Origin of the sequence: Rahnella aceris, assembly GCF_011684115.1 — a bacterium.
Taxonomy (GTDB): domain Bacteria; phylum Pseudomonadota; class Gammaproteobacteria; order Enterobacterales; family Enterobacteriaceae; genus Rahnella; species Rahnella aceris.
In genome coordinates, this window is sequence record NZ_JAADJV010000003.1 from 302,041 (window position 1) to 328,092 (window position 26,052).

Genomic DNA, 26,052 nt, shown 5'->3' on the forward strand with positions numbered 1-26,052 from the left:
TATCCGGGGTGACTGAAAGCAGTCTCACTGCCTGATATCTATTGATATGCGTGATGAGTTTCTCGTTTTCGGACATCATACAAACGCTATTGCACAGAATTTGGTTAACTTAGAAATGTTGGGAAATGTTACGAAAATGAATTCGTGATGATCATTCAGCAGTTGTAAGGAAACTTTGATGAAAATTATTACTACTTTTTGCCTCGCCAGTCTTTTCACTGTCAATGCGTTTGCCCTGACCGGCAACGATGCGACCACCAAACCAGACCTCTACTACTTAAAAAACGATCAGGCGATTAACAGTCTGGCGCTGCTTCCGCCACCACCCGCAGTGGGCAGTATTGCTTTTTTGAACGATCAGGCCATGTATGAACAGGGTCGTCTGCTGCGCTCAACTGAACGTGGCAAACTGGCGGCAGAAGATGCCAACCTGAGTGCGGGTGGTGTCGCGAACGCCTTCTCCGGTGCCTTTGGTTCGCCAATCACCGCCAAAGACACCCCGGAACTGCACAAACTGCTGACCAATATGATTGAAGATGCAGGTGATCTGGCGACGCGTTCCGCCAAAGAAAAGTACATGCGCATTCGTCCGTTTGCCTTCTACGGCGTGCCGACCTGTAACACCACCGAGCAGGATAAACTGTCGAAAAACGGTTCGTATCCTTCCGGCCACACCTCAATTGGCTGGGCCACCGCGCTGGTGCTGACCGAAATTAACCCGCAGCGCCAGGACCAAATCCTGCAACGCGGTTTCGATTTAGGTCAGAGCCGGGTAATTTGCGGCTACCACTGGCAAAGTGATGTCGATGCCGCGCGCATCGTCGGTTCCGCAGTAGTGGCAACCCTGCATACCAACTCTGCTTTCCAGCAACAGTTGCAAAAAGCCAAAGAAGAGTTTGCGAAGCAGCATCCGTAAATATTGCTGGCCTCCCCGGCCTGATCTTCGTAAAAGCCGGGGAGTCTGTAATGCCACATCTCTCATTGATACTAAATTTCTGAAAATTGCTTTTTTGCAACGGTCACTAATTGTTAACTCCCCTTCGCAGGCATAACGTCATTCCTCATTTTAAAAAGGAGTTTCATTATGGCTAGCCCCGCATATCTCTGGCTATACGATGCAAATGGCGCACTACTTTATGGCAGTTCTGAGGTTTTAAGCCGTGAAGGCGCGATCGAGATTCAAAGCTTCACGCATGGTCTTTCCGTACCCTTCGATGGCAATACCGGTCGGCTGACATCTACCCGTGTTCATCAAACCATGGGACTTGTAAAAGAGTTCGATAAATCTACTCCCTACCTCTACCGTGCCGTCGCCACCAGCGAAAAGCTGCAAAAGGCGGTGATTAAATGGTATCGCATTAATGCGGCTGGTATGGAGGAAGAGTTTTTGAATATGACAATGGAAGGCGTGCGTATACTTAACATCAATCCACATATGCACAATTTCAAACAAGCTGACGGACAGGCCAGTATGCCCACGGAGTCCATTGGCCTTGGGTATCAGAAAATTACATGGTTGTACCTCGACGGACATATCAGTTTTACCGATCAGTGGAACTCCAGCATTTACGCATAAACGGAGACAGGGATGATTTCATGCAGAGTGGATTTTAATCGCCTTTATGAGAGTGGAAAAATTGCAAAACTTTATTGTGCTGGGGTTGGGATCTTTCCTGTATTTTCAGGCTTATTCCCGCACACAAACAGAATAGGTTGTGGAGGTAATGAGAATGGGCCAATTCCGACGGGTAAATACTGGATTGTTGACCGCCCCAGAGGGGGAGTGAGGTCGAGATTAAAGGAGTACGAAAAGCATATTCGCACGGGTAATGATTACTCATCTTGGTTTGCCCTGTATCGACAAGATGGCTTGATTGATGATTCAACTTATATCGGTGAGACCTTGCGCAGAAGTTTCCGTTTGCATCCATTGCGACCGGATGGTACCGGCGTATCAGATGGGTGTTTAACATTCATGTATCATGCCGATTTTGACAAGCTCAGAAGCGCGTTGTTGAATTCGCACACTAGAGACATCCCAATCATACATCTGAAGGCATATGGAGAAATCGAAGTTACGGGGGATATGAATGCGCCATGCCTTATTCTGTAAGATAGCGGTGCGGCTGGCGCTTTTTATTTTTATAGATTACTACCTGCTGTCGCCCTTCCCCGGCTGGCTGATTGATTATGAATACATCAAATCGATAGCCATCGCGGATTATTTTGATCAACTGATGAAACCAGATTACGGAGCCCCCCCATGGCCTGGATTGCAGGATGATATTTTTGTCGTGTTGCTCTCCGTCACAGGATTAATTCCAACCTTGTTGATAATGGTTATGATTGAGGCAATTGTGAAGGCAGGCATTAAGGTCGTTAAACGTAAAAATATAAAGTAAACCCGGCTGATGCCGGGTTTTTCTGTTCAGGGAATTAAAGACCCCGATACCTTATTTATTCTCAACAAACTCAAATGCCAGACGCAGTTGTTCGGCGTTGGGGTTTCCCGGCAACAGATGAATGGATTCTCCGGGCTGGAGCGTGCGCTCAATCAGTCGGGAAAGCTGTTTCTCATCATGAATATCCACCTGCAACTGCGCCAGACTGACCGGCAGATCCAGCACTTTGTACAGCGCGGTTAACTGCTGCACCACTTCCGGTTGATTGAGCAGCGCGCTTTGCACCAGAATGCCGTAAGCGACTTTGGTGCCGTGCAGGAAGGCGTCAGTTTGGGGCAGCGCGGTCAGGCCGTTATGCACCGAATGCGCCGCTGCGATACGCGTATACCGGTCGCCCAGCCCGCCCACTAATCCGCCGCCCGCAATAATGGCGTCGAGCACATTGAGGAATGGCTGCGTCAGTTGATTATCGTCCTGCGCCTGTAATGCCGCTTCGCTTTCGTTGAGCAACACATCCCGAATGGTCAGCGCGGTATTCAGGCCGAGCTGCACGGTTAAGGGCAGTTTTTCCGGCTGCGGGCTGAGTACCACCGCTTCGTACCATTTCGCCAGCGTATCGCCGATCCCGGCCAGCAGATATTCCTTCGGTGCGCGCAGAATAATGCGCGGTTCGACCAGCACCAGATGGTTGGCGTCGTTGAATATTTCGTAACGCAGCGCCTGCCCTTCGTCGTTATACCACACAGACAATGGCGTCCAGGCCGCACAGGTCGCGGCAATGGTCGGAATGGCCACTACCGGCAATCCCAGACGACGCGCCACCACTTTGGCGGTATCCAGCACCGCACCGCCGCCGATGCCGATCACCACCTGCCGGTCATTGCCGCCGATATGCGCAATGCGCTGTACTTCAGTTTCGCTGCAATGTGCCGCGAACAACACACGCTTCGCCTGCGGGGCAGTAAACGCTTGCGGCAGGAAATCTTGCGCAGCCACTAGTGCACGCTCGCCGTAAATCCACAGCGCGTTATCCAGTTGTTGCGGCGTATAAAACTGCGCCAGCCGGTCGATGGCACCGGGGGAAGAAAAGTAGTTGGCAGGGCCGGTAACCACACGGATATCTGTATCACTCATGGGGAAATCCTTAATTTAGAAGCTGTTAACATCCTACGCCCGGACATCCGGATGGCTAATACTCTTTGGCATTAACTTATGCCTTTTCGTTCGTTGCCAAGTGTTACCCGGTCATGAAAACTCGGACAATCAATTCATTAACCCACTATAAAAGCCTGCACAAAGGGCTCGCGTGAATTGTCCTCCCGTTAAATGATGATTAACCACACAGGGTAATAAACATGAAACTGTTCTCCGCGTCGTTACTGGCGTTAAGTTTGCTCTCCGTTTTTCCATCTTTCGCCGCAGATACTGCACCGGTGCCGAAAGCCATTGCCGATCATAAAGGGCCGGTCCGCATAGCGGTGATCCGCAATCTGGGCTCAGATGACAACACCACGCAGTTTGTGTCCGGCGCCATTCAGGAAGGCCGCAAACTGGGCTTTCAGGTGAGTACTTTCCTCAGTAACGGCGATGACGCGAAATTCCAGGATTTCGTCAATCAGGCCATCAGCCAGAAATACGACGGTATTATTTTGTCGCAGGGGCGTGACCCGTATTCCACCGATTTGCTGAAACGTATTACCGCCAGCGGCATTGCGGTATCCGTGTTCGATACGGCGGTGAACGGCGATATTCCCGGCGTGACGGTCACGCAACAGGATGACGCCTCGCTCACCGATCTTTCCGTCGGGCAACTGGTAAAAGATTTCAACGGTAAAGCCAATATCGTCAAACTGTGGGTGGCCGGTTTCCCGCCGATGGAACGTCGTCAGGATGCCTATAAAAAAGTATTAGCCGCCCATCCTGGCATTCATGAGCTGGAATCGGTCGGCGCCGTGTCGTCGGATGTTCAGGGCGATACCGCCAATAAAATCGGCGCGCTGCTGGCGAAATACCCGAAAGGAAAAATCGACGCGATCTGGGGCACCTGGGATGCCTTCAGTCAGGGGGCGTATAAAGCCTTGCAGGAGAATGGCCGCACTGAAATCAAACTCTACAGCATCGATATTTCCAATCAGGATATCGGTCTGATGCGTGCGGCCAACAGCCCGTGGAAACTCAGCGTGGCGGTGGATCCGAAACTGATCGGCGCGATCAACCTGCGTCTGGTCGCTAACAAAATTGCCGGTGAAAAAACGCCAGAGACTTATGAATTCAAAGCCTCGGCTATCCCGCAGGCGTTGCTGACAAGCAACCCTGATGCCGTGAACGTCGCATCGCTGGCGAAAGTGATTCCGGGCTGGGGCAAATCTGATGATTTCATCGCGCCGTGGTTCGCAACCCTTGAAGCGCAGCACAAAAAATAAGGCCGGACTATGACAACGCAATCTCTCCCGACCCCGGAATACAGTCGTAATATGCGACTGATCGGCCACAGCGATCAGGGCGGAAAACCTGACGGCGTACAGGTAATGGTCCATCGTGGCTACGCGTATATCGGCCACATGGTGTCGCAGGGTTTCTCCATTGTGGATGTGCGTGATGCCAAAAATCCGCGCCCTGCCGGTTTTGTGGCGGCACCGCCGGGCACCTGGAATGTGCATCTGCAGGCGCATGACGATTTGCTGCTGGTGATCAACGCCCGCGATTTGTTCGCGGATGTCCGCTTCGCCGATGAAAAAGTCTATTACACCCGCTCCGTCAGCGAGACGGTTCAGGGTACGCAGCAGCGTGGCTGGAGCGCCGGTGTGCGTATCTTTGATATTTCGGTGCCCGATCAACCAAAAGAAATCAGCTTTCTCGCGCTGGAAGGTATCGGCGTACATCGCATCTGGTATGTCGGCGGGCGCTGGGCGTACGTTTCAGCCCTGATTGATGGCTACAGCGATTATATTTTCCTGACGATTGATCTGGCCGACCCGCGCAATCCGCAGGTCGCCGGACGCTGGTGGCTGCCGGGGATGCATACCGCAGGCGGTGAAACGCCGGACTGGCCGGAAGGTAAACGTTATGCGCTGCACCATGCCATTATCAGCGGGGATACGGCATATGCCAGCTGGCGTGACGGGGGCCTGACGTTGCTGGATATCAAAGACCGCAGCGCGCCACAACTGATTGCTCACCGCAACTGGAGCCCGCCATTTGGCGGCGGCACGCATACCGCGCTGCCGTTGCCGGACCGGGATTTGCTGGTCGTGCTCGACGAGGCAGTGCTGGATAATCAGGAAGATGGCGAGAAGTTGATCTGGCTGTTTGACGTGCGCGAGCCGTCGAATCCGGTGAGTATTTCGACCTTTCCGCAGCCGGAGGAACGGGATTACGTCAGCAAAGGGGCGCATTTCGGGCCGCACAATTTGCATGAAAACCGGCCGGGCAGCTTTATCAGTTCAACGCTGATTTTCGCGACCTACCAGAATGCGGGTGTACGTGCGTACGACATCAGCAATCCGTACCAGCCGAAAGAAACCGGTGCGCTGGTGCCCGCTGCGCCCGTTACCATGATGGATAAACGTCCTGGCAGGCCGCAGGTGATTCAGTCCTGCGACGTGTTTGTCGATGCGCAGGGAATTATCTACAGCACCGACTATAACGGCGGATTATCCATTATCGAATATCTCGGCTGATCCCTTGCCCGCCTGTGAACTTATCGGGTTCCGGGTGCGGGCGTTTTTGTTTTTCCTGCCACTGACTTGCCCGGACTGAGGACCAGCCACACCGCCACGCAAATCAGAATGCCGCCCGCAAAAAAACCTTCTGACAGCGTTTCATTCAGCAGCAGATAACCCCACAGAATACCGAACGGCGGGATCAGAAATGTCACGGTCATGCTGCGCAGCGGGCCGATATCGGCTATCAGGCGGAAATACAGAATGTACGCCCATGCCGTACAGATAAACCCGACGGCCAGCACACAGAGCCAGACCAGCGGTTGCGCCCAGGTCACCGGCGCTTCGGTAGCCGAGGTATAAAGGAAAAAGGGCAACAGGAACAGTGTCGCGCCGAGCTGGCTACCGGTCGCCACCAGTTTGGGATCCAACCCGCCGCGTTCGCTGATCCAGCGTCGTGTCAGGAAACCAGCCACTGCATAACAGCCGGTTGCCACCAGGCAGGCAATGACGCCCGCCAGTAATTGCGGCACCGATTCCGCGCTGCCGGTGGTGGTGAGCAAGGTAATGCCGAACAGGCCGGTGAGTACACCGAGCGCTTTTTTCAGCGTCACGGTTTCATGAAAGAATAAACCGCCGAGCACGACACCCATCAGCGGCGTAGTGGCGTTGAGAATGGCGGAATAACCGGCGGGTAACCAACGTGCTGCCAGACAATACATCAGAAAAGGCAAACCGGAGTTGATCACCCCGAGCAGCAGCGAGCGGCCAAATTTATGCTGATAATCACGCGGCGTTCTCAGTACCGCAAGGATCACGACCAGTCCGACAAATCCGAACAGTACGCGAAGAAACGCCGTATTGATGGCACCGAACGCCGGAGCCGCCACGCGCATAAACAGAAAACTGCCACCCCAGATCGCCGCCAGCAGTAGCAATCGGCAATAATCCCCACTTTTCATTCACATCCCCTATTGAACATTGTCTGATGTCTTGTTTTATTGATGCAGGCGAATAACTAAAACGTGTTAATCAGTGTAGTGAATGTTCCGCCCGAAAAACCCTCTTTTTCTTGCTTTGTAATTCTGATGAAGGCGCTGTAATGACTGATTTCTCACAAGCTGATTTTGACGTGCGTCTGGAATGGGGCGCGCAGGCGGTGGAGCATCTGGCGGCAGATGCCGATTGCATCGTGATTATTGATGTCATGTCGTTTTCTACCTGCGTGAGTATCGCCACCGCGCGCGGTGGAACGGTGTTTCCGTATCCGTGGAAGGATGCCAGCGCGCAGCAATATGCCGCTGAGCGGAATGCGCAGTGCGCGCAATTTGACCGGCGTTTTCAGGGGCCGGGGTTCACCCTTTCGCCCTGCTCTCTGCAGGAAATGGTTAGCGGAACGCGGCTGGTATTGCCTTCGCCGAACGGATCGGCGCTGACCTTTCAAGCCAAAACACACAATGCTGCGATTTTCACCGCCTGCTTGCGCAATCTCACCGCCACGGCGCGTGCCTGTGAAAAGTATCCACGCATTCTGGTGATCCCCGCCGGTGAAAAATGGCCGGACAATAGTCTTCGCCCGGCGCTTGAAGATCTGGTCGCTGCGGGGGGATTGATTTCACGGCTGCGCAATCGTCAGTTGTCAGCAGAAGCCCGCGCGGCGCAGACGGTTTATCAAAACCTGACGCTTGCAGAACTTGCAGATTGCGGCTCAGCACGCGAACTCACCCGACGCGGTTTTGCTGCTGATGTTGCGCTGTGTCTGCAGGAAGATGTCAGTGATTTCGCTTGTCAGTTGCAGGATGATTTTTTCACGTCGGCCGACTAAGCGTAAAAATCGCTCTTTTTGATCTTCATTTGATCTATAACCCGTATAAAGGTGTGTGATAGGTTTAATACTTATCATCTATCTTTTGCTGCAGCGTGTAGCGAGTGGGTTTTTCCGGGACAGAACACAATGAGCCACAGTAAACCGGATGCGTCAGAACATCCGCAGGGAGATTCCGCAGTTAATACCGGGATCTCCGTTATTGCTTTATTGGTTGCCGCTGCTTTCTTCATGGAGTTTATCGACGGTACGGTGATAGCCACCGCACTGCCGCAAATGGCGATTTCTTTCGGGGTATCTGCTGTTGATCTGAATGCCGGGATGAGCGCCTATATGCTCACGCTGGCGGTATTGATCCCTGCCAGCGGCTGGGCGGCGGAGCGTTTTGGTGCCCGCAACGTGTTCACGTTTGCGCTCGGCGTTTTCACGCTGGCCTCACTGTTTTGTGCAATGGCCTCCAGCGTCAGTGAATTTATCATTCTGCGTATTATTCAGGGGATCGGCGGCGCGTTGATGGTGCCGGTCGGGCGTCTGACGGTGTTGAAAACGACGCCGAAGCCGCAGCTGATTAAAGCTATTGCCACCCTGACCTGGCCTGCGCTGGTCGCGCCAATCCTCGGGCCACCGCTCGGCGGGTTTATTACCCATTACGCCTCGTGGCACTGGATTTTCTATATCAATGTGCCGCTCGGGATTATCGCGATGATGCTGGCATGGCGTCTGTTTCCGCAGGAACCTTCCGCGGAGCCGAAGCATTTCGACAAACCGGGGTTTGTACTGACCGGTCTGGCGATGCTTTCGCTGGTGACCGGTCTGGAGCTGATCAGTCAGGACCACATTTTATGGACCGCCGCCATACTGTTGCTGGTGACGGGAGTGGTGCTTTCGGTGCTGGCTATCCGGCATCTTTATCGCGACCCCGAACCGATGGTTCATCTCGGGGCGATAGTCATTCCGACGTTTCGTATCAGTATGGGGGGCGGTTCTCTGTTTCGCGTGACCATCAGCGCCGTGCCGTTCCTGCTGCCGCTGATGTTGCAGGTCGGATTTGGCATGGATCCCTTCCATGCCGGCTTGCTGGTGCTGGCGGTATTTGCCGGTAATCTGGCGATGAAACCGGCCACTACGCCGCTGATCCGTCGTTTCGGTTTTCGCCCGGTGCTGGTGGTTAACGGTCTGCTGAGCGTTTTCTCGCTGTTGTTCTGCGCGTTTCTTACGCCTGACACGCCTGACTGGCTGGTGATGGTATTGCTGTTTCTCGGCGGCCTGAGCCGTTCGATGCAGTTCACCGGCATCAGCACGCTGGCGTTTTCCGACGTGCCTGCGAAACAAATGGCCGATGCCAATACCCTGTTTAGCACGGTATTGCAACTGTCTGTCGGGCTTGGGATTACCGTCGGCGCGCTCGGTACCCGTCTTGGTGAACAACTGGTTGATGCGCTGGACTGGGCGTCTGTGCCCGGCATGAGTTTCAAAATCTCCTTCGTGGTTATTGCTGTGCTGACGTTGATCGGCTGGCTGGATATGTTGCGCCTGAAACCGGATGCCGGTTCCTCCGTTTCGGGCAAAAAGTGAATCGCTGCTCTATGATGAGTCGTGTTAATTAACCCTTACGGGAGAACCCGATGTTCACAGGATTAAGTGCTTTTCCTCTTACGCCGCTGACTGAAAAAGGTATTGATGAGAAATCTTTTGTCAGGCTGATGGAACGGCTGGTCAGTGCGGGTGTGGACTCCATTGGTGCGCTCGGCTCGACGGGCAGTTATGCCTATCTGAAGCACAGTGAACGCGACCGCGTTGCGCGGCTGGCAGTAGAACACGCCAATGGTATTCCGGTGATGGTCAGTATCGGCTCGGTGCGGACTTCCGATGTATTGCATCTTGCAGAAGATGCCCAGCGGGCAGGCGTCAGCGCCGTGTTGCTGGCACCGGTGTCGTATCAGAAACTGACGCAAGATGAAGTGTTTACGCTGTATGAAACCGTCAGCCGACATCTTTCCGTGCCGTTGTGTGTTTACGACAATCCGGCCACCACGCATTTCGATTTCACCGATGAGCTTTACGGACGTATCGCGCAGTTGCCGCATGTGGGCAGTATCAAAATTCCCGGACTTTCAGCGGATCCGCTCGTCACGCGTAAACGGCTTGACCAACTCCGTCGACTTGTCCCTTCTCATGTGACACTTGGCGCGGCGGGCGATCTGGCGGCCGCCACGGTGCTGACGCAAGGCGGCGATGTCTGGTACTCCGTCATTGCCGGATTGTTCCCGGAAATTCCGCTGGCGATCACCCGCGCGGCGCAAAAAGGCGATGCGCAGACTGCGCAGGCACTGTCTGCTCAGTTAGAGCCGCTCTGGGCGCTGTTCCGTCAGCACGGCAGCCTGCGCGTTGTGGCCGCCGCAGCGGAAATTCTTGGCCTGGTATCGGCCCCTTGTCTGCCGTTACCGCTTCAGTCGTTGTCGGCCGATGCCCGTCAGCATCTTACTTCCGTGCTTGATACCTTATTTCAGCACTGAAAAACTGCCTGAAACAGGGTGGATTATTAATTAAGTTCCTTTCTAAATCTAATGACATTCACAGCGTGAATGTCATTATCTTACAGCGTGTTACCCTGCCGTTTTATCCTTGCGTCATATCACTTTTTTCTGATTTTAAGGGGTCGGAATAAATCGCTTTCTATTATTATGCGTCGCGGCTGAAAGGCTATTTTCCGCCGCGCGGAGAGGTTTGTTTTTAACTGAAAGTCAAAAGGAATGATAATGCCATACGGTGATAATGGTCAGGGACTCTTTCGCAGAGGGCAGCTTGAGCAACAAATAATCAGAACCACCAAGTTCTCGATTTACGCGCAGGCGGTGTATTGCGTTAACAGAATGCTGCGCGAGGCCAATGTCGGTATTTCGGAGCAGGCGTACCAAAGCATCTCACGCAATATTACTGCGGTGACAAACGGACGCCTTTACGAAACATCGGCTTCACTTTCAGAAGCCCGGGTATTTGCACGTGATACTGCGGGGGCGATAAAAGCCGGTGATTTTAAATCGGCGGCGATCACAGCCAGTGGCGCTGCGATCAACGCCATTGGCGGGCCGCTGTTTTTTGGTCATTATGACCGTAACAAACTGATGGCGATAGAACGCCATCTGTACGATAACTTCCACCTGTAATTTTCTGACGACCACATGGGGGCTGACAGTGCGTTTTGCCCCCGTACGGGTTTCCCCTCTTTTGCCTCGCGCTCCACGCCACAAACAGCCACCCTTTTTATCGCTTATTCACCCGTTTGATTTCGCTTAAATCGCCTAAAGTGGCAGCATCATGAACCTTTTCTGCCTGCGCGCTGGCGCGGAGCAAAACACATAAAGGCTATTCAGGCGTGGCAAAATCATTTTTACGCAGTGGCAGTCTCAATGACATCCTTGCACTGGGCGAAAACGGGCTACCGGTTTACGCATCAGCCCTGCAATTACGCGAAACCTTACGTCTGCGTAAACAACCGGTGATTGCCGACTGTCTGGCGATCCCGCAGCTTAATGAGGCCGGTGACCGCCTCGACTGGTATTCCCCCCGTGAAGGTAAAGTCGTTTCCTGGGCCGCTGCCACAGATACCGCGCGCGCATCGGCTTTGCGCCAGCTCGAGAACTGTCTCGACACCGTGTCGCAAATCAGCAAAGCGGCAAAATCTTCTGAGAAACCCGCCACACAGTTTTTTGGCTCGTTACTGGAAAAAGCCTTCCGTTTTCCGGATCAAAACCATGTGTATCTGGTCGGAGGGCAGCCTGTACTGACCTTCTGGGGCTTCCTGAGCCTCGACAGCGTCAGTAATCCTGATCCTTTTGCGGCGCTGCGCAATACGCTGACCGCCGATGAACCCCTGCCAGCGCTGTCGCTGGCAGCAGAAAAAATCAAAGCGCCGGAACCGGTCATTGAAAAGCCGGAACCTGTGCGGGTAATTAAAACCATTGAAGCCCGCGCGGCTGAACAGGAAGTTACGGCGCCGGAACCGGTTGCGACCCCGCGCCGTAAAAAATCTCCGCTGATCTGGGCACTGCCGGTCGCGGCGCTGGTCGTCGCCGGTTCTGCCGCAGGCTGGTTATATTCCCGTACGCCTGCGCCAAAAGTTGAAACCGCGAAGACCGAAGCGCCGAAACCTGCTGCGACAACGGAACCGGCGGTGATTGCCCCGCCACTGGTGGCTACAGAAGTGAAATCCCCCGAAGTGAAGACGCCGGAACCGACACCGTTACCGGTCGCACCGGCCGCCGTGGTGGTGCCTTCTCCGGAGCCCGTCGCGGAAGTGGAAAAAACACCGGTCGCTGCTGTACCGGCTGTGCCTGTCAGCAAAAATGCCTTAGTGATGCCACCTGATGCGGTAAAAATCGGCTCGACCAAATTTCTCAACGGTAACTGGAATGTGGTGGTGGATATCAAAGATCCGGTTACCGGTAAACCGCCGGTGTTGCGTTATCAGTTTAAACAGGGTCAGGGTACGGTAAAAATTACCTACGGCGCGGGCGTGACCTGCCGCACGGTGGCAAATGCCGGTCTGATGCAATCAGGAAATCTGGTGATTAACAGCCGTTACCGGGCGAAATGCAGCGACGGTTCCCGTTATCAGATGCCGGAAATCAGTTGTACTCAGGGCGCGACTGGCGCTGCCGTGTGTCAGGGTCGCTATACCGGCGACACGGTTTACCCAATGACCATTAAGCGTGAAGGTAAATAACAGCATGCTGGCAACCCTTACAGATTTTAAACAAAAGATTACCCTGATCCGCGACAGCGGCATCCAGTTCCTCGACTTCGCGCTGAAGCCGGTGTGGGATGACGGACTGCCTGCCAAATTTGTGCGCAAGAGCGCCAACGGCCCGTTATTGCGCCTCGACTATAACCCGCAAAATGGTCGTCACTTTTTACCGGGAGTGGATGGCGGTGCGCCGGAAGTGGTGCGTCCTGAATTCAGTTTCCCGCTGGAACAGTCGCTGAAACTGCTTGACCAGATCTGGCTGCCGTTGCCGTTCCTGCGCTTTAATCCGCCGCGCACCTTTATGGCCGGTCCCGACAACTGGGCGCGGGTGCAAATCCGTGAACTGGATACCCCGGAAGCGGATGGCAGCACGCACCGCGTCGTGATTGCCTTTGATACCCGCGTAGTGGAAGGCGATGACGAACAAACCCAGCTCGCACCGACACCGGATGACGTCAAAAACGGCATCAGCTTTGCGCTGGCATGGCATAACGAAGAACTGCCCGATTTCCTCGATCAGACCTGGGTGGACGGCTGGTTACGTGAAGTGTTCACCGAGCAGTCCGCTATCCGCGAGGAACGTGAAGCGCGCAATATTAAAGTCGCCCTGCGTGAATTCGAATATCAGGCACATTATCTGAATCTGCTGGAAATGCTCGGCAGCCAGCTTGGTATCCCTGAACTGAAAATTAATGGCGCGACGTTGCAGGAACCGGCGATTAACGTCGATCTGATTCTGGATGTGGGTAACTCGCACACCTGCGGCATTCTGGTGGAAGACCATGCAGGCGAAACCGATGGCCTGAAGCAAACCTGCGAACTGCAACTGCGCGACCTCTCTCAGCCGCATTTTCTCTATAACGAACTGTTCGAGAGCCGGGTGGAGTTCGCCCAGGCTCGCTTTGGTAAACCGAACTTCTCCGTCGAAAGCGGCCGTGATGACGCCTTTATCTGGCCGTCAATTTTACGCGCCGGTCGGGAAGCCAGTCGTCTGGCACTGTTGCGCGAAGGAACGGAAGGATCGACCGGGATTTCCAGCCCGCGCCGTTATTTGTGGGATGAAGACAGTTATACGCCGGGCTGGCGTTTCAGCCAGGGCGGTCATGGTGCGATTACCGAGCCGGTCGCTGCAGCCATGCCGCTGACATTTCTGATCAATGACGACGGTCAGCCGCTGTCTGATCTGCCTGCGGAAGATCGCCTGCCGGTGTTCTCCGCCCATTACAGCCGCAGCTCGGTGATGACGCTGATGCTGTCGGAACTGCTGGCGCAGGCGCTGATGCAAATTAACAGCCCGGCGCAGCGCACCCGTATGCTGCGATCTTCCGCACCGCGCCAGTTACGCAATATTATTCTGACCCTGCCCTCGGCGATGCCGAAACCGGAGCGTGAAATTTTCCGCCGCCGTATGCAGGAAGCCATCGGGCTGGTGTGGAAATCCATGGGCTGGCATCCCTCTGACGACGCGTTTAAAAACCAGAACGACAAAGCCAAAAGCAGCGTGCCGGTGCCGGATGTGCAGATGGAATGGGACGAAGCAACCTGCGGCCAAATGGTGTATCTCTACAACGAAACGCAGGTGAATTTTGGTGGTCATACCGGCGAGTTTTTTGCCAGCATGGCGCGTCCTGACCGCGAACTGGCCGACGATGAACCGGTGGGCAAAACCCTCCGTATCGCCTCGATTGACATCGGCGGCGGGACGACCGATCTGGCCATCACGCAATACTGGCTCGATGACGGGATGGGGAATAATGTCAAAATCACCCCGCGTTTGCTGTTCCGCGAAGGCTTTAAAGTGGCGGGCGACGATATTCTGCTGGATGTCATTCAGCTCTATATTTTACCTGCGTTACATGCGGCGCTGAAGAAAGCCGGACTGGCTAACCCGGACAGCCTGATGACGCGCCTGTTTGGTAGCGAGGGGCGCATGGACGGGCATGCCACCTTGCGTCAGCAAAGTACGCTGCAAATTTTTATCCCGCTGGCGCGGTCAGTGCTGGAAGTTTACGAACGCTTTGATCCGCTGGATACCCACGCAGAAATTGATGCGCCATTCGGTGAATTGCTGGAACAGACACCGACGCTGAAAGTGCTGGATTATCTGCATACCGAAATCCAGCGCGTTCTGCCTGCCGGTTCGGCGGTATTTGATATTCTTCAGGTACCGCTGGTACTGAAACTCAGCAAGCTGCACAGTGAGTTTTTATCCAACCGCATGAGCATTACGCAGAACCTGCGTTCGCTGTGTGAAGTGGTGTCGTTGCATGACTGCGATGTGTTGCTGCTGACCGGTCGTCCTTCGCGTTTCCCCGGCATTCAGGCGTTGTTCCGCCATCTGCAACCGCTGCCGATCAACCGTATGCTGTCACTCGATGGTTATCACACCAGCGGCTGGTATCCGTTTAACAAACTCGGGCGCATCGACAACCCGAAATCCACAGCAGCCGTCGGCGCAATGCTGTGTCTGCTGGCGCTGGATTTACGTCTGCCGGGCTTCTATTTCAAAGCCGGTGATTTCCAGCCGTATTCGACCGTGCGCTATCTCGGTATGCTCGACGGCAATCAGGTGCTGACTGAAGATAACGTTTGTTACGGTGATATCGATCTTGATGCCCATGATTACAAACTCGATAGTGCGGCCAGTTTCCGCATTCGCGGTGCCATTTGTCTGGGCTTCCGCCAGCTGGAAAATGACCGCTGGCCGGCCTCGCCGCTGTATACCCTGTCCATCGCGGAACCTGAACTGGCGCGTAAAGTGGCGGGTGACAGTGTGCTGCGGGTGAAACTGGCGGTGAAAAAAGGGGAAGATCATCCGACGCCGGAATTTTTTGATATTGCCAGCGCGGTGCTGGATAACGGCACCAAAGTGCCTCCTCATCACCTGCGCCTGCGGCTAAATACACTGGGCGAGAGCCATTACTGGATCGACAGTGGGAGCGTATTCGTCTCATGACAACAAGCACGACAGAAACAAACGCCGGTCTGACCACCAATGTTTTGCAGCGTCAGTTTGCGGCGGTATCTGACACCATCGGCGAGGCGCTGGGCTGGGTCGACGCCACACGCGCTGAAGCTCCGCGTCTTGATCTGGAAGCCGACCGGCTGAATTTGCAGTTAACACGCTGTCGCGAGAAAGCACAGCGCCTGGCACAGGCCTGTGAACTGCCGCCAGCACTGGGTTTTTACGGGCATTCTCAGGCCGGGAAATCGTACCTGATTTGTTCGCTGGCGGCCGGTAATTACGGACGGCTGGAGACTCGTCTCGGGGGTGTCACGCTCGATTATCTGACCCAGATTAACCCCGGTAACCGTGTGGCGCGTTTCGCCACCCGTTTTACCCGTCAGGCAGACGTCAGGGATCGCGCATTTCCGGTTCGTGTGCTGCTGCTCAATGAAGCCGATCTTGCCCGCATCGTTATCCGCGCTTTCCAGCCGGACAGTCATTACCCCGTGGCGGACACACAGCAAATCACCGAGCACCTCAGTAAACTGATGATGCACCGTCAGCCGGAGCCGGTAGACGGCTTTACCAGCGAACAGATTATGGGATTATGGGATTCCATGATTCGCCTCGATCCCCGCCGTTTCCGCCATCTGAATGCACATTACTGGCCAGTGGCGGTGAAGCTCGCGCCTTATCTGAACATCGACGATCGCGCACGTCTGTTCTCTCTGCTATGGGGTAACGACCCTGCGCTGACGGCAGCGTATCGCCACTATGCCCACACGCTGCAACACCTCAGCGGTGCAGAAAGCCTGCTGGCACCGTTGAGCATTCTGGTTGATGACGCCATGCAACCGGCAGACGGTATTTTCAGTCAGTCGCCCGGCTGGGATATTCAGATCCCGGTTTGCCCGCAATGGGGAGATGAAAGCGGGCCATCTGTGACGTTGTCACTGGCTGAGCTGACCATGCTTGCCTCTGAAGTGCAAATACCCCTGCTTTCCCCACCACGCGAAGTCCTGTTCGAACAGATCGATTTACTGGATCTGCCGGGTTATGGCGCGCTGACTGATGAAAGCGGTGAGGATGAATATTCCGATCTGTTCCGCGCAAAAATTTCTTATCTGCCGGAGCGTTATACCGACCGGCATGAAATGAACATGCTGATGGTTTGCACGGCGGCTGACGTGCGTGATGACGTGGTTGCCGTGGGCCGCACGCTGGAATACTGGGTCAAAGAAATGCACGGCGAAAACACGCAGGTGCGTGACCGCCGCAAACCGGGACTGGTGTGGGTATTCACGCCGTTCGATCGCCGCGTGAGCGGATCGGCACATTTCGACGAGGCCGTTCAGCGTCATGTGGGCAATCCGGGTGATGCCTGGGGCGCGCTGCTGGCGATGGATGATCGCGGTCTGCAACGTATGGCAGATTATCTGGCGGCTGAAATTCGTCCGGAAATCAGGCTGAACCGTCTGAGCGAAATACGTGACGAGCTGCGTCGTGAACTGGCGGATAACCTGCTCGGACGCTGGTATCAGGCGGGCGACAAAGCCGATCCGGCACAAAAGCAACGTACGGTGCAGACCGTCATTAAAGCGCTGCAAACCCGCACGGGTGTTCACGGCGAGCTGCTGGAAAAACTGCTGCCCGGCCGCGACGAACTGCACCGTATTTATCACGAACATGCCGGTAAGCAGGCCGAAACGGGCGAGCAGGATGAATCTGGCGTGGAAAGTTTTGGTATTGGTATTGATATCGATTTATTCGCTGAGCAGCAGGACGTGCAGGTCTGGCAGGAAAAACCGGACGACGGCACGGCGTTTGCGCGCCAGGTACAGCGTTACTGGATTAACCATCTGCGCAGCCTGCCGGAAAACGAACCGCTGATCGCCCTGCTTGGCGTGGCTAAGCCAACAGTCGAGTTGCTGATGGAAGAGTTGATCACCGCCAGTTTCCGTCTGAACATGGGCGATGCGCTGGTACGTTCACTCAGTGGTACGTTATCTGCGGGGACGCGTGAACATGAGCATCATGCGGATCGTCAGGTTTCACGTGCCCTGACGGTGCTCGGTGATTTTGTTGCCTGGCTGGGCTTTGAGAAGCAAGCAGAAGCCGGACGCCCGGAAAGCCGTATCAATAAGGGCAATAAGATTTTTGCCAAGCCGAAGAAAAGCGTTGCAAGCTGGAAGTCATCCCGCCGCCTGACAAAACTTTCTGCCACGCCGACCAATTCCACGGCGTTTTACATTTACGACTGGCTGGTCGGTTTGCAGGAAAGCATCATGCGCAACGCCGGTTACGCGGCGGGCGGGGAAATCCCTGCGCAGCGGCGGGAAAGTCTGGAGCGATTACTCAATACACTGAAAGCCAACAACTAATATCAAAAACCGGAACCGCACAATGCTGTTCCGGTTTTTTTTTACAGTGAGTGTCTGCGCGTGGCTGACGTCAAACAGAGACATAACCGCAGCATGAGTCACACAAACCCGGCGTAATCCGTCTATACCTAGTGGGGTAAGAAAATATCATTCACCGCTTTGTGCCCCGCACAGAGCAGAAACGGAGTCCATTATGACTGATATCACTAAGTTGTTAGGCAAAGAAGCCGATTCACTTCTTCAGCATCAATGTTCCACCATCACCTCAGACCAGCTATACCTGCCGGGCGCCGATTTTGTTGACCGTGTGATGATCGACAATAACCGTTCGCCGCGCGTACTGGCTGCGATGCAAAACTTGTATAACACCGGACGGTTAGCCGGTACCGGTTATCTGTCGATTCTGCCGGTCGATCAGGGTGTTGAACACTCTGCGGGCGCCTCGTTTGCCGCGAACCCGTTGTATTTCGATCCTAAAAATATTGTTGAACTGGCGATCGAGGCAGGCTGTAACTGCGTAGCGTCAACTTACGGCGTACTGGCTTCCGTTTCACGCCGCTACGCCCATAAAATTCCGTTCCTGGTCAAACTCAATCACAACGAAACCCTGAGTTATCCGACACAATATGACCAGACACTGTATGCCAGTGTGGAACAGGCGTTTAATCTCGGTGCGCAGGCTGTGGGCGCGACCATTTATTTTGGCTCAGAAGAGTCACGTCGCCAGATAGAAGAAATTTCAGCCGCTTTCGAGCGGGCGCATGAACTGGGCATGGTGACAGTGTTGTGGGCATATTTGCGTAATCCGGCGTTTGTGAAAGACGGCAAAGATTACCATTCCAGCGCCGACTTAACCGGCCAGGCAAACCATCTTGCAGCGACCATCGGCGCAGACATTGTGAAACAGAAAATGGCAGAAAATAATGGTGGCTACAAAGCGGTTAAATTCGGTTATACCGATGACCGCGTCTATTCCAAACTGACGACCGAGCACCCGATTGATCTGGTGCGTTATCAGCTGGCGAACTGTTACATGGGGCGGGCCGGATTGATTAATTCCGGCGGTGCCGCAGGTGAAAATGATATTCAGGAATCCGTGCGTACAGCGGTCATCAATAAACGCGCTGGCGGGATGGGACTGATTCTGGGGCGTAAAGCCTTCAAGAAATCAATGAAAGAAGGCGTGGGCTTGATTAATGCCGTTCAGGATGTGTACCTGGATACGAAAGTGACGATTGCCTGATCCTGATTTTGCACAATAAAAAAGGCCGGAAGATTGCCCTTCCGGCCATGTTTACTTGTTTCGATTATTTGCTCAGTTGCTGAACTAACAATTCTGCCGCTTCTGCGGAAGAACCCGGATTCTGCCCGGTGATCAGCAGACCATCCTGCACTACGTAAGAACCCCAGTCAGCGCCTTTCGAATACACACCACCCAGTGCTTTCAGTTCATCTTCCACCAGGAAAGGCACTACGTCGGTCAGCTCAACCGCCGCTTCTTCGCTGTTGGTGAAACCGGTGACTTTTTTGCCCTGTACCAGCGGATTACCCTGTGCATCTTTCACATGACGCAGCACGCCAGGCGCATGACACACCAGCGCAACGTGTTTACCCGCAGCCTGGAATGACTGGATCAGCTCAATGGAGGTTGTATCTTCCGCCAGATCCCACAACGGGCCATGACCGCCCGGATAAAAGACTGCATCAAAATCAGCCTGAGAAATGCTGTCCAGACGCACGGTGGAGGCCAGTTGCGCCCTCGCCTGTTCATCGGCTTCAAAGCGGTGGGTTTGCTGCGTCTGGAAATCCGGCTCGTTACTTTTCGGATCCAGCGGTGGCTGGCCGCCAGCCGGGGATGCCAGCACAATTTCTGCGCCTGCATCTTTAAAAGCGTAATACGGTGCTGCCAGCTCTTCCAGCCAGAAACCCGTTTTACGGCCCGTGTTGCCCAGTTTGTCGTGCGAAGTCAGAACCATCAGAATTTTCATGTTGTTTATCCAGGTAGTTGAAGCAGTTGAGATACTTATATAGTAGACCAGTCGTCTTGTAATCACTTTCAAAAAAACACCTCAACGTGAGGTGTCATTTGTTACGCATCAGCTTACTGCGGCTGATGGATAATCTGTTGTGTCATCGTCATGGCGGCGTCAAAAGGTTGCGTATTACGTAAAATTTTCACCATCACACTTGACCCGAGCCACAACTGATACAGCCCTTGTGCGGCAATCAGCGGCGCATCATTGACGGCCATCGATCCTTCTTTAATTCCCGTTTCAATCACCCGGGCAATGCGGCTGATAATGCCGGAAGTGCCGTCATTCAGCGCCTGACGCATCGGTTCAGAAAGATCCGCCACTTCGGCACCCAGTTTCACGGCGAGGCATTTACCCTGGCAGTCGTAAAATGACTGACTCTCCTGCCATTGCTGCCAGTAATTCATCAGACGCTGCGCCATCGTCAGCCCCGGCTGGGCCAGGGTAACATCCATCGCAGACAGGTAATCCTGAAAATAGCTTTTCAGCAGTTCCTCACCAAATGCATCTTTCGACGTGAAGTAGTAATAAAACGACCCCTTCGGTACGGACGCGGTGGTCAGAATTTCATTCAGGCCGACTGCCGAGAAACCTTTCTTCGCCATGAGGGACTGCCCCACAGCAAGAATGTGTTTACGCTGGTCAGTTTTGCCTGTGTCAGATGCTTTTGTCGTGTTCATGGGCTGACAATACATTGAATTAGACCAGTCGTCTAGTGGTTAAGAAAAAAATTGATGTCCACTGTTCCTCAGTGCCGGTAAATGTCGGTTTTTCGTCAGGAATTAAATCCGGCAATCTACAAAATCTCCTCAACTTTCTGTAAATTTGGCCGATGAAAGTTCTTTCGGTTATATACAGTTTACGCTTCTGGGGTGATACGGATGTTGATAGGAATAGATTTAGGCACTTCAAACTGCGCAGTTGCCATCTGGCAAGACGGTCAGTCCGTTCTGGTTCCTAACGTCTATGGAAAAAATCTGACACCCTCAGTGATCGGTCTCGATGATAACGGTCATGTCCTGGTCGGCGCGCCTGCACAGGCGCGGTTATTTACCCACCCTGACCTCACCCTTTCCAGTTTTAAACGTTTCATGGGCACGGAGCATCAGTTCCGGCTTGGACATCAAAACTTTCGTGCGGAAGAGCTCTCCGCCCTTCTGCTGCGCAGCCTGAAAGCGGATGTTGAGCAACATTGTGGCTGTGAGGTGAAGCGCGCCATTATCACCGTTCCTGCTTATTTTAATGATATTCAGCGCAAGGCCGTGAAGGCTGCCGGTGAACTGGCGGGACTGCATGTTGAACGTCTGCTCAATGAACCGACGGCGGCGTCACTGGCCTACGGGCTGGTGAATCAGCAGGAGCAGAAATTCCTGGTGTTCGATCTGGGGGGCGGCACGTTTGACGTTTCAATTATCGATATGTTCGAAGGCGTGATTGAAGTGCGGGCCAGCAGCGGCGACGTGTTCCTCGGTGGCGATGATTTTACCCGCAGTCTTGCTGGCTGGATGCTGGCGCAGTATCCGGAGCTGGATAAAGACGATAACGCCCTTTTCGGACAGTTGATTACGCTGGCGGAAAAAGCGAAATGCCAGCTGACCACACAAGACAGCACGCCACTCAGATACCAGTGGAATGACAGATCGCTGAACTGGACGCTGACCACTGAAATTCTGGCGCAATGCTGTGAAAGTACGCTGGAGCGGATGAAAAAACCGGTGATTCAGGCGCTGCGCGATGCCAGGTTCTCCGCCGATGAAGTGGATCATGTGGTGCTGGTGGGCGGTGCAACGCGAATGCCACTGGTGCGTCAGGCGGTGGCCCGTCTGTTCGGGCGCTTCCCACGCAGTGAGTTACAACCGGACGAAGCCGTGGCGCTTGGTGCCGGTATTCAGGCCGGACTGGTCTTGCAGGATCAGGCGCTCGATGACATCGTGCTGACCGATGTGATGCCGTTTACGCTCGGCATCGGAATTTCCCGCCCTAAAGGCGACGGCTACGAAGACGGTCATTTTCTGCCGCTGATTGAGCGAAACAGCTTTGTACCGGTGAGTCGCGTGGAAACGATTGTCACGATCTCCGATCAGCAAAAGTACCTGAATCTGTCCATTTATCAGGGTGAAGCACGGCGGGTCGCCGACAATATACTGCTCGGATCGCTGGCCGTTGATGTGCCTCCGCGCCCGGCAGGTGAAATGAGCGCCGAGGTGCGTTTCACTTACACGCTCGACGGCATTCTGGAAGTGGAATGTAAAATCACCAGCACCGGACAGGTGGAAAAACTGGTGATTGAGAAAGCGCCGGGCAGCCTGACACCTGCGCAAATTACCGCAAGTCTGCTGAAACTGGAAAACATCAAACAGCATCCCCGTGAGCAACTGGTAAACCGCCAGCTGGTAGCAGAAGCCAACGCGTATTATGAACAAAGCCTTGGCGACCAGCGGCAGTTTATCGCTGCTCAGCTGTATCGCTTTGAACATGTGCTCGACACGCAGGATGCCCGGCAGATTGCGGCAGCGCGTAAGGAATTTGAGGCGCTGCTGGTGCATCTGCGCAGTGAGTGGGAATAACCCGATGGCGATCTGGTCAGTTTTGGGGATAGAAGCCACGCAGGACATCAGCGCGATCAAGCGGGCCTATGCACGGCAGCTCAAAAACACGCGACCCGATCAGGATCCCGAAGCGTATCAGCGTCTGCGGGAAGCGTTTGAATCAGCCCGGCGCGGCGATTATGTGTGGAATGCCAGTGACGCTGTCACTTATTCATCTCCCCTTTTGCCGATGACTGATGACGCATTAATCAGCCGGACGCAGGTCCACCATCTGGTATCCGATACCGTCAGCCTGCTGCTGGAAAATGAACAGGCTGGCGTGGCGTTGCTGAAAGTTTGTCTGTCAGAAGAATTGCTGCAAAATCTTCAGTTGCGCGAAATGTTCAGTCAGCAGCTGGCGTGGGATCTGGCGGAGCGTGAAGGACTGACCCGCCCGGTGCTGGTGAACGTTGCCGCGCTGATGGGATGGGAAATTGACCATTATCAGCCCGTCGGGATTTCGCTTTGTCAGCTTGATGCGTTGCATCAGCAAATTGAAAATACTGCCGGAAGTCGTTGCCGGGATGATTCCGGTACACGCTGGGGTGAAGACTGATGTTTCTTTTGAATTCAGGATTAATGACGTGGGCGATGGAATGAGCAGCCAGGGAATTTGGTCAGTTTTAGGCATTGAGCCCACTCAGGATCTCAGCGTGATTAAACGGGCTTATGCCCGACAGCTGAAAAATACCCGTCCGGACCAGGACCCGGAAGGGTATCAACGTTTGCGTGAAGCCTTTGATGCGGCGAAAAATCAGGGGAATGACGCGACAATCAGTGACGTTGTCACAATACATAAGCCATCTGCTGAGGTTGTCCCACAGACCTTTTTGCAAAAACCTGCTCCGTTTAACCCCGTCAATGAGATCAGGCAGGAAACCTATCGTGATACTGCGCTACGGCGAAAAATCATTTCACAGGCAACTGAAATTACTGATGAAATGATGGACGATGAAACTGCCGGCCTTAAGCGTCTGGATGTTTTTCTCAAGAGCAATGTGCTGCAAAACCTTGAACTGCACGAATTGTTCAGTCAGGAACTGGCAGCGCAATTAAGTGATCGTGAAGGGTTATATTCCGCACTTCTAATCAAGGTCTCCGACATTATGGGCTGGGATGTCGACCATTATCAGCCCGGTGGCATCTCACCTTACAGGCTGGCGGCCCTGCAACGTCAGGTTGAGATGACTGGTGCGAAACGTTACTGGTCGGTGATGGTACGTGCATATCAGGATTCAACACTGAATCGGTTGCGCTTGCGGTTACTCACGGTTGAAGGTGCAAGCGTGCCCTGGTGGGCAAAGCTGGTGCCCGATTTTATGACATCACTGAGCAATAAACTCAGAGAGATCAGAATGTATCACCCTGCGTTATTACCCTATTTAAATTCTGTGCTGCTGAAAACCCTGTCTGAAACCCGGGTAGCGCTAAGTTGGGGAACTGTTTTCCTGAACGGCTTCTGGCTTTTGTTGATCATGCTGACGACGCGTGAGCATTCAGAGCCGTGGCGCTCGCGTATCTTACTCATCGCGATTATCGGGTTGTATATTCACGGTTACCGTTACCTGGAGCGAAAGTTGCGTTACCGCCCGCGTATGTTATGCGCGACAGAATGTGTGTTGTCGGTGCTCTCGACCGCGATTATGGTGAAAATAATGCTGGGCTTCTTCACGATGTTTAAGCCTGACGCAGGAAATATGGTTATGGCATTCACCAATTATGGTGTACTCAGTGCCAGCAGTTTTTGCGTGCTCTGGATGATGGCACCAAAACACTGGAAATGGTACGGCGTGCCGTTAAACGCGATTATCATATTGGCGATGCTGCCGCGGCAGTTGATGGGAAAAAGTGCCGGAATCGTCAGAGCTGTAGCGTTTATCGCATTACTGGGGGGGTATTCCCTGCTGATTGCTTTCGGCTTCCGTTAAGGTTGCGGGTGGTTAATCCACCCGCTGTTGTTTTACTCTGCCAGAGTCCAGACACTGACGCTTCCGGCAGCGCAGTAAAATTGCGCGCTGCCTTGCTCGTCGGTTGTAATGATATCCTCGCGGTTTTCCAGCACGTCCCGCCATTTTTTACCGGCGAAGTTGTCGCCCAGATCAATCGTTTTCTCACCTGCTTCGCCGTTGGACATCACCACCACGCAGCCCGGGTGTTCTGCGGTGCCGCTGCGTGAAAACGCAATGCAGTTCGGGTGATCGAAATAATCGGTTTGTGCCCCCCATGCGTAGCGCTGACGGGCTCTGATCAGCGCTTCCAGTGGCACAATCGCAGGCAGTTCAATCGTGTAATTGTTACCGTCGTCCCCTTCATCCTCGTAACTTGCGCCGAATAAATCCGGATAAAATACGATCGGCACGCCCTGTTCCCGCAACAGGATTAACGCGTAGGCCAGCGGTTTGAACCACGGCTCAACCGGTGCTTCAAGAGACTGTAACGGCTGCGTGTCGTGATTGGCCACCAGGGTCACGGCATGCTCCGCATCGGCGGCAACCAGGGTGTTATCAAAAATGGTGGTCAGGTCAAAATCCGCTCCCTGCTTCGAAGCATGGTGGAAATTCAGCTGCAACGGCGCATCGAACAGCATGGTTTTGCCCTCCACCTGATGGATGTAATTTTGCAGCGTCTGGACATCGAATGACCAGTATTCCGCGACCAGATACATCGGCTGTTCGGCTTCCGCCTGAATATGGTCAATCCATTCTTTATAGAACCAGGCCGGAATATGTTTCACTGCATCAAGACGGAAACCGGTACAGTTCGTTTGTTCCATGATCCAGCGGCCCCAGTATTTGAGTTCCTCGCTGACCGCGTTATTGCGAAAATCGACGTTGGCTCCCATCAGATAATCGTAATTGCCAAACTCGTCGTCGACCTGATCGTTCCAGCCGCCGCCGGTGTAGTCGTTAACGATTTTGAAAATGCCCTGTTCATCCGGGTTTTCAATATGGTCGACACCGCTGAAGCAGTGAAAATCCCAGATAAATTTCGAATACCGGCCCTCACGGGCGGCAAAAATGAAACGTGTCCACGCTTCCGCTTCAATGATGTCATCACTGATTTCTTCACGGTTATCAATGTTAACGCGGTTAACCTGCACGCGTTCTTTCTCATCCGCCCCCATTTTATGATTGAGCACCACGTCAAGAATGACGCCCAGCTTATGCTGTTTCAGCGCGCCGATGGCCGCAAGTAATCCCTCTTTGTCGCCATATTTGGTGGCCCGGGAGCCTTTCTGTTCAAACTCGCCCAGATCAAACAAATCATATGTGTCATAGCCAACCGAATATCCCCCGGATTCGCCTTTATAGGCGGGCGGGAGCCAGGCAGCGGTAATGCCAACCTCAGCCAGCCAGGCTGCTTTTTCGGCCACCTCCGGCCAGAGCTTCCCCCCATCCGGGTAATACCAGTGAAAGAACTGAAACAACGTAGGATTCTGCATACAGACTTTCCATTCAGATGACCAG

22 protein-coding genes are annotated in these 26,052 nt (G+C 53.9%); 17 read left to right on the plus strand and 5 right to left on the minus strand.

Annotated elements, in window-relative coordinates:
• Window positions 1-178 precede the first annotated feature (178 nt).
• The 4 genes from phoC to GW591_RS16870 all read left to right on the plus strand — a co-directional run bounded on the left by phoC (window position 179) and on the right by GW591_RS16870 (window position 2,402).
• Complete coding sequence (gene phoC, locus GW591_RS16855) at window positions 179-916, plus strand: acid phosphatase PhoC (protein ID WP_013577729.1); 738 nt, start codon at window positions 179-181, stop codon at window positions 914-916.
• Between the two features lie 168 nt (window positions 917-1,084).
• Window positions 1,085-1,576, plus strand: coding sequence for an Hcp family type VI secretion system effector (locus tag GW591_RS16860; protein ID WP_112197991.1), 492 nt, complete (start codon window positions 1,085-1,087; stop codon window positions 1,574-1,576).
• A gap of 12 nt (window positions 1,577-1,588) precedes the next feature.
• The gene (locus GW591_RS16865) at window positions 1,589-2,113 is read left to right on the plus strand and encodes a DUF2778 domain-containing protein (RefSeq protein ID WP_013577731.1); all 525 of its coding nucleotides are present in this window, start codon (window positions 1,589-1,591) and stop codon (window positions 2,111-2,113) included.
• Window positions 2,091-2,402: a hypothetical protein gene (locus GW591_RS16870; RefSeq protein ID WP_013577732.1), complete on the plus strand. Its 312-nt coding sequence runs from the start codon at window positions 2,091-2,093 to the stop codon at window positions 2,400-2,402. Before GW591_RS16865 ends, GW591_RS16870 begins: the two co-directional genes overlap by 23 nt.
• Before the next feature lie 51 nt (window positions 2,403-2,453).
• Here the strand turns inward: GW591_RS16870 and GW591_RS16875 are convergent, their stop codons facing one another.
• A complete protein-coding gene (locus GW591_RS16875; RefSeq protein ID WP_013577733.1) occupies window positions 2,454-3,536 on the minus strand; it encodes an oxidoreductase in 1,083 nt (360 codons plus the stop codon).
• Window positions 3,537-3,757: 221 nt separating this feature from the next.
• On the opposite strand from GW591_RS16875, the gene GW591_RS16880 reads away from it, so the two are divergent.
• Window positions 3,758-4,825: a sugar ABC transporter substrate-binding protein gene (locus GW591_RS16880; RefSeq protein WP_112151368.1), complete on the plus strand. Its 1,068-nt coding sequence runs from the start codon at window positions 3,758-3,760 to the stop codon at window positions 4,823-4,825.
• A 9-nt stretch (window positions 4,826-4,834) separates the two neighbouring features.
• Window positions 4,835-6,082 carry an LVIVD repeat-containing protein gene (locus GW591_RS16885; protein ID WP_013577735.1) on the plus strand — a complete coding sequence of 416 codons (1,248 nt, stop codon included), beginning with the start codon at window positions 4,835-4,837 and terminating at the stop codon, window positions 6,080-6,082.
• A gap of 20 nt (window positions 6,083-6,102) precedes the next feature.
• On the opposite strand, the gene GW591_RS16890 is transcribed toward GW591_RS16885, so the two are convergent.
• Window positions 6,103-7,026, minus strand: a complete 924-nt coding sequence (locus GW591_RS16890) for a DMT family transporter (protein ID WP_013577736.1) — start codon at window positions 7,024-7,026, stop codon at window positions 6,103-6,105.
• 140 nt (window positions 7,027-7,166) lie between these two features.
• Here GW591_RS16890 and GW591_RS16895 point away from each other — a divergent pair, with 140 nt between their 5' ends.
• The 8 genes from GW591_RS16895 to fbaB all read left to right on the plus strand — a co-directional run bounded on the left by GW591_RS16895 (window position 7,167) and on the right by fbaB (window position 19,207).
• Complete coding sequence (locus GW591_RS16895) at window positions 7,167-7,889, plus strand: 2-phosphosulfolactate phosphatase (RefSeq protein ID WP_112151367.1); 723 nt, start codon at window positions 7,167-7,169, stop codon at window positions 7,887-7,889.
• A 129-nt stretch (window positions 7,890-8,018) separates the two neighbouring features.
• Window positions 8,019-9,464, plus strand: coding sequence for a DHA2 family efflux MFS transporter permease subunit (locus GW591_RS16900; RefSeq protein ID WP_013577738.1), 1,446 nt, complete (start codon window positions 8,019-8,021; stop codon window positions 9,462-9,464).
• Between the two features lie 50 nt (window positions 9,465-9,514).
• Complete coding sequence (locus GW591_RS16905) at window positions 9,515-10,405, plus strand: dihydrodipicolinate synthase family protein (protein ID WP_112197988.1); 891 nt, start codon at window positions 9,515-9,517, stop codon at window positions 10,403-10,405.
• Between the two features lie 243 nt (window positions 10,406-10,648).
• Entirely contained in the window at window positions 10,649-11,056 is a 408-nt protein-coding gene (locus tag GW591_RS16910) for a hypothetical protein (RefSeq protein WP_013577740.1), read from the plus strand.
• A gap of 209 nt (window positions 11,057-11,265) precedes the next feature.
• Window positions 11,266-12,615, plus strand: a complete 1,350-nt coding sequence (locus tag GW591_RS16915) for an SrfA family protein (protein WP_166861041.1) — start codon at window positions 11,266-11,268, stop codon at window positions 12,613-12,615.
• Window positions 12,616-12,619: 4 nt separating this feature from the next.
• Window positions 12,620-15,592: a virulence factor SrfB gene (locus GW591_RS16920; protein ID WP_166861043.1), complete on the plus strand. Its 2,973-nt coding sequence runs from the start codon at window positions 12,620-12,622 to the stop codon at window positions 15,590-15,592.
• Window positions 15,589-17,964 carry a virulence factor SrfC family protein gene (locus GW591_RS16925; protein WP_191996263.1) on the plus strand — a complete coding sequence of 792 codons (2,376 nt, stop codon included), beginning with the start codon at window positions 15,589-15,591 and terminating at the stop codon, window positions 17,962-17,964. The genes GW591_RS16920 and GW591_RS16925 overlap by 4 nt, the downstream gene beginning before the upstream one ends.
• Window positions 17,965-18,157: 193 nt before the next feature.
• The gene (fbaB, locus tag GW591_RS16930) at window positions 18,158-19,207 is read left to right on the plus strand and encodes a class I fructose-bisphosphate aldolase (RefSeq protein ID WP_112151362.1); all 1,050 of its coding nucleotides are present in this window, start codon (window positions 18,158-18,160) and stop codon (window positions 19,205-19,207) included.
• 64 nt (window positions 19,208-19,271) lie between these two features.
• Here fbaB and GW591_RS16935 read toward each other — a convergent pair whose 3' ends face one another.
• Both GW591_RS16935 and GW591_RS16940 read right to left on the minus strand, forming a co-directional pair.
• Window positions 19,272-19,952 (minus strand): type 1 glutamine amidotransferase domain-containing protein, encoded by a 681-nt coding sequence (locus tag GW591_RS16935; protein ID WP_166861045.1) that lies wholly within the window; start codon window positions 19,950-19,952, stop codon window positions 19,272-19,274.
• A gap of 113 nt (window positions 19,953-20,065) precedes the next feature.
• Window positions 20,066-20,677: a TetR/AcrR family transcriptional regulator gene (locus GW591_RS16940; RefSeq protein ID WP_166861047.1), complete on the minus strand. Its 612-nt coding sequence runs from the start codon at window positions 20,675-20,677 to the stop codon at window positions 20,066-20,068.
• Window positions 20,678-20,878: 201 nt separating this feature from the next.
• Here GW591_RS16940 and GW591_RS16945 point away from each other — a divergent pair, with 201 nt between their 5' ends.
• From GW591_RS16945 to GW591_RS16955, 3 genes are read left to right on the plus strand one after another with little or no spacing between them, the layout of a single operon-like run.
• Window positions 20,879-22,564 (plus strand): Hsp70 family protein, encoded by a 1,686-nt coding sequence (locus GW591_RS16945; protein ID WP_013577747.1) that lies wholly within the window; start codon window positions 20,879-20,881, stop codon window positions 22,562-22,564.
• Window positions 22,565-22,568: 4 nt separating this feature from the next.
• The gene (locus GW591_RS16950; RefSeq protein ID WP_119262279.1) at window positions 22,569-23,141 is read left to right on the plus strand and encodes a J domain-containing protein; all 573 of its coding nucleotides are present in this window, start codon (window positions 22,569-22,571) and stop codon (window positions 23,139-23,141) included.
• 28 nt (window positions 23,142-23,169) lie between these two features.
• Window positions 23,170-24,513 (plus strand): hypothetical protein, encoded by a 1,344-nt coding sequence (locus GW591_RS16955; RefSeq protein WP_318645857.1) that lies wholly within the window; start codon window positions 23,170-23,172, stop codon window positions 24,511-24,513.
• A gap of 32 nt (window positions 24,514-24,545) precedes the next feature.
• Here GW591_RS16955 and amyA read toward each other — a convergent pair whose 3' ends face one another.
• Window positions 24,546-26,027: an alpha-amylase gene (gene amyA / locus GW591_RS16960; RefSeq protein WP_153375346.1), complete on the minus strand. Its 1,482-nt coding sequence runs from the start codon at window positions 26,025-26,027 to the stop codon at window positions 24,546-24,548.
• Window positions 26,028-26,052 lie beyond the last annotated feature (25 nt).